The sequence below is a fragment of the Halomonas sp. 141 genome, assembly GCF_002810305.1.
Lineage (GTDB): Bacteria > Pseudomonadota > Gammaproteobacteria > Pseudomonadales > Halomonadaceae > Vreelandella > Vreelandella stevensii.
Window position 1 is genome coordinate 1 of record NZ_PINZ01000081.1, and the last position, 4,210, is coordinate 4,210.

General features: G+C 53.4%; 4 protein-coding genes. All 4 read right to left on the reverse strand.

The genetic code is table 11. From position 1 onward, the window contains the following. Positions 1 to 32: 32 nt before the first annotated feature. The 4 genes from CWI66_RS17185 to CWI66_RS17200 are packed head-to-tail and all read right to left on the reverse strand — an operon-like array spanning position 33 to position 3,903. Positions 33 to 350: a gluconate 2-dehydrogenase subunit 3 family protein gene (locus tag CWI66_RS17185; RefSeq protein WP_100732347.1), complete on the reverse strand. Its 318-nt coding sequence runs from the start codon at positions 348 to 350 to the stop codon at positions 33 to 35. Then, entirely contained in the window at positions 347 to 2,035 is a 1,689-nt protein-coding gene (locus CWI66_RS17190; protein ID WP_100732348.1) for a GMC family oxidoreductase, read from the reverse strand. The genes CWI66_RS17185 and CWI66_RS17190 overlap by 4 nt, the downstream gene beginning before the upstream one ends. Positions 2,036 to 2,071: 36 nt before the next feature. Further along, entirely contained in the window at positions 2,072 to 2,971 is a 900-nt protein-coding gene (locus tag CWI66_RS17195) for a hydroxypyruvate isomerase family protein (protein WP_100732349.1), read from the reverse strand. 47 nt (positions 2,972 to 3,018) lie between these two features. After that, a complete protein-coding gene (locus CWI66_RS17200; RefSeq protein WP_232710997.1) occupies positions 3,019 to 3,903 on the reverse strand; it encodes a sugar phosphate isomerase/epimerase family protein in 885 nt (294 codons plus the stop codon). Positions 3,904 to 4,210 lie beyond the last annotated feature (307 nt).

The following is a 4,210-nucleotide window of genomic DNA, read 5'->3' on the forward strand; positions in this document are numbered from 1 at the left end:
AACAACATGCCGACCCATGCAGGCCTTTTCAATCATATCATCCTGATTTTCTTATCTATTTCGTGGGGATCCGTCAGCGCTAAACCAAAATAAAACACCTCTCTCTCTGAGGGCGTATAGCAGTCGCTTACGAACATGGCCATAAACTCCCCTACGCCCGCGTCCTTAGCGCCTGGGGTATCGGTACGTGGCAAAATCGTTTCGGCAAGTTCGTCTAACCGCTCTACATCCTGGCTGCTAAAGGAGTGGTCTGCTTGGCCAGCATCGCTAAAGGCAAATAGGGATTTGCCTCCAATCATCGCTGCACCGGTCGTCAGCGCGATCATTTTGAGTAGCTCGCGACGGTTCATGACAGGTTACCCCGCTTCAGCTCTTTCACGGCATAGTCCACCGCCCGCGCGGTAAGTGCCATGTAGGTTAAGGATGGATTCACGCAAGAGGATGACGTCATGCAGGCGCCATCGGTGACAAACACATTGGGCGCGTCCCACACCTGGTTATGGCTATTGAGCACTGACGTTTTCGGGTCACGGCCCATACGCGCGGTACCCATTTCATGAATCCCCATGCCCGGCGCGTAATCGCCTACGTCGCCTTTGACGTTTTTCACGCCCGCGGCCTCTAGCAGATCGACCGCATCCTGAACCATATCCCGGCGCATATCGCGCTCGTTTTGCTTGAGTTCCACATTGATCGACAGCACCGGCAGCCCCCACTTATCGCGAACGCTGTGATCCAGAGAGATGCGGTTATCGTGGTCGGGGAGCATTTCGCCGAAGCCCGTCATGCCGATTGTCCAACCGCCTGGCTGGGTGAGTGCTTGTTTTAAATCAGCGCCAATATTGAGCTCAGCAATTTCGCGATCCCAGCCCTGACGGCTCGCCGCGCCTTGATAACCAAACCCCCGAACATAGCTACGCTGCTCATCGCCTACGTTGCGAAAGCGTGGAATGTAAAAGCCTGCGGGGCGGCGTCCAAAATAGTATTTATCCTGATAGCCTTCCACTTCGCCACTGGCACCACAGCGGAAGTGGTGATCCATCACGTTGTGGCCCAGTTCGCCGCTACTGCTGCCCAAGCCACCTTCCCAGACATCGGTGGCGGAGTTCATCAAGATCCAGGTGGTATTGAAGGTCGAGGCGTTAAGGAACACCACATCGGCAGTGTACTCGTGGGTTTCATGGGTTTCGGCATCAATGACTTCCACACCCCGCGCTCGCTGGCGATCCTTGTCATAGAGCACCTGGCTGACAATCGAGAACGGCCGCAAGGTTAAATTGCCGGTGGCTACCGCAGCGGGAAGCGTAGCGGACTGGGTGCTGAAATAGGCACCAAAAGGGCACCCCAGCCAGCACTTATTACGGTATTGGCAGTTGACGCGGTTTTGCTCCGGTTTTGGCTGGGTAATATTGGCCACCCGGCTGTGGATAAGATGACGCTGCCCGCCAAAGGCCTCTTTAATGCGCTTGGCCGCATCCTCTTCCACACAGTTAAGCGGTATTGGCGGCAGAAACTCGCCATCGGGAAGGATATCCAACCCCTCCTGGGTGCCTGCGATACCGGCAAAGCGCTCCACATAGTCATACCAGGGGGCGAGATCTTCGTAGCGAATCGGCCAATCAATGGCGATGCCTTCCCGCTGGTTGGCCTCAAAATCCATCGGGCTGAGCCGGTAGCTTTGCCGGCCCCAAAGCAGCGAGCGCCCGCCTACGTGGTAGCCGCGAAACCAGTCAAAGCGCTTCTCTTCTACGTAGGGATTGGCCTGTTCATCCGCCCACATGCCCAGGGTGGCTTCATTAAGGGGGTAGTCGCGCTTGAGCACAGGATATTTAGCGATCATTTCCTGAGTTGGCTCATTCCGATGGGGATAATCCCACGCCTCTTTGTCGGCATTGTGGTAATCCTTTACGTGCTCAATATTGCGCCCACGCTCAAGCAGCAAAACCTTTAGCCCCTTCTCGGTTAGCTCTTTAGCAGCCCAACCGCCGCTAATGCCTGAGCCAACCACGATGGCATCGTAGTGATTATCTGGCATGGTTATCTTCCTTACTGTGTTGTTTTTAGAGTCGAATCACACGTCGCAGAGCTGAATAGCCGCCTGCAGTGATTCTATTTTTGCCTGTTGGCTAGTCCGGTCAGGGATAAACTCTTGGGCGATATAGCCCTTAAAGCCGGTATCTCGAATAGCGCGACAAATCGCGGGGTAGTTGAGCTCTTGGGTGTCATCTATTTCATGCCGCCCAGGCACACCGGCCGTATGGTAATGGCCGAAAAACGGGTGGTTTTCACGGATGGTGCGAATGACATCGCCTTCACTAATCTGCATGTGATAGATGTCGTAGAGCAGCTTGAAGTTGGGTGAATCAAGACGACGGCAAAGCTCAATTCCCCAGGCAGAGTTATCGCAAAGGTAGTCGGGGTGGTCGATTTTGCTGTTGAACAGCTCCATCTGCAGCACCACTCCCTTTGACTCCGCATGGGCGATCACCTGCTTTAAACCTGCTTCGGCATTTTGCAAACCCTGTTCAGGGCTCATACCCCGGGCATTGCCGCTAAAGCAGATGAGATTGGTATAACCCGCTTGGCTGACCAGATCGATATGGTTGAGATAACGCTCAACCAGCTCGGCATGAAAACGGGCGTCGCCCCAGCCATCCTCAAGGCTCAACTCGGCACCATTACACATGGAGGAGTCGAGCCCATAGCGCTGAAGCACAGGCCACTCTTCGGGCCCCACCAGATCAATCGCCGTAATGCCCAACTCGGTTGAAAGCTGGCAAAGCTCTTCCAGACGCAAAAAATCAAACGTCCAGCGGGCAACCGAATGCTGGATATTGCCTTTTAGTGCCGGCTGGGAAGGCCTATCTTCAGATAGGGCTTGAGATCCAAGCAGAGGTAGCGCCGCCAAACCAATAGAACCGGTCACGCTGTGGCGCAGCAGGCTTCGCCGATCAATAAGGTAGCGCTTCATAAAGCATCCTCGCGTTTGTCATCTAAATGAGATGGCTTAGGCGTGTATTACTCTTCACGAAGCGCTGCCAATTTCTCCTCTAGGAAGCTATTTCCTTCGGTAATAACCGCTTCAGCGTCTAGCGGCATATCGTGTTCGATGATGTACCACTCAATATCAGTGGCCTCAATGGCGGGTAATATCGCATCCCAATCCAGTACGCCTTTGCCGAGTGTTGCGAACCCACTCTCCTCTTCAGCGGTGCCTTCTGGCGCGTTATCTTTGGCGTGTACAGCAAACAGTTGCCCATCAAAACGCGTCACGTACTCTGCCGGATCAAACCCGCCCCGTGCGATCCAAGCGAGATCCAGTTCTGCCAACAGGTCAGATCCGGCTGCATCAAAAAGATGCTCTAGGGCGGTTTTATCGTCGTACACTTCCATTTCAAAATCGTGGTTGTGATACGCCAAGCGCAACCCTTCGGCATCTAGCTCAGCGGCAATATCACCTAGCTCTTCACCCAGCGCCTGCCAGCCTTCGGCATCGCTAGGGCGCGCGTCCTCGGCTAAATAAGGCACCGTTAAAGTGTCGTTACCTACCGCCTGATTAAACGCCACCGTTTCGTCTAAGCGATTGCGCAGGTCGTCCAATTGCACATGGCTTGAGATCACCTCAAGCGCATGCTCTTCTAACAACGCATTGAGCTCTTCAGCAGTCACTTCCTGGGTGCCCACCGTTTCAATCGCCGAAATACCAGCCCTATTTACAGCGGCTAACTGTTCTTCCAAGCTGCCAAAATCCCGCAGTGTGTACATTTGCACGGCGATGGGCAGCTCTGCTGAGTTGTCTTGAGCTTGGGCAAAGCCAGGCAGACCCAGCGCTGACAGCGTCACGGCACTGGCAGCCAATAGAGCCTGTGAACTCATGCGTTTTAAGCGTCGCGGGGTATCCATATCCACCTCGTTGTTGTTGGATTGTTATGGGTTGTGAAAGCGCCGATGCAAGAATGTAATCGGTTACATTTTTTTAGATCATCTCAGTTGAATGTGCAAGTCAGCACTCTTTTTTACCGCTTTAATGATGTCAAAAAAGAACTTACCCTCTCGCCAATCAGCTCTCAAACCATTGGTTATAAAGCACTTATAGGATTAATAAGAAAAAACTAACACTTTAGTATCAAACCCTAGATTCAAGCAATAAGTGCAGCACCTGCTGTGTCCAGGGCTCCTGAGTACTCTCCCAGGAACACCTGTGCCGGTG

Excerpts from the sequence above, each read along its gene's own strand:
- CWI66_RS17185 (WP_100732347.1), bottom strand. The coding sequence starts at position 350 with ATGAACCGTCGCGAGCTACTCAAAATGATCGCGCTGACGACCGGTGCA.
- CWI66_RS17190 (WP_100732348.1), bottom strand. The coding sequence starts at position 2,035 with ATGCCAGATAATCACTACGATGCCATCGTGGTTGGCTCAGGCATTAGC.
- CWI66_RS17195 (WP_100732349.1), bottom strand. The coding sequence starts at position 2,971 with ATGAAGCGCTACCTTATTGATCGGCGAAGCCTGCTGCGCCACAGCGTG.
- CWI66_RS17200 (WP_232710997.1), bottom strand. The coding sequence starts at position 3,903 with ATGGATACCCCGCGACGCTTAAAACGCATGAGTTCACAGGCTCTATTG.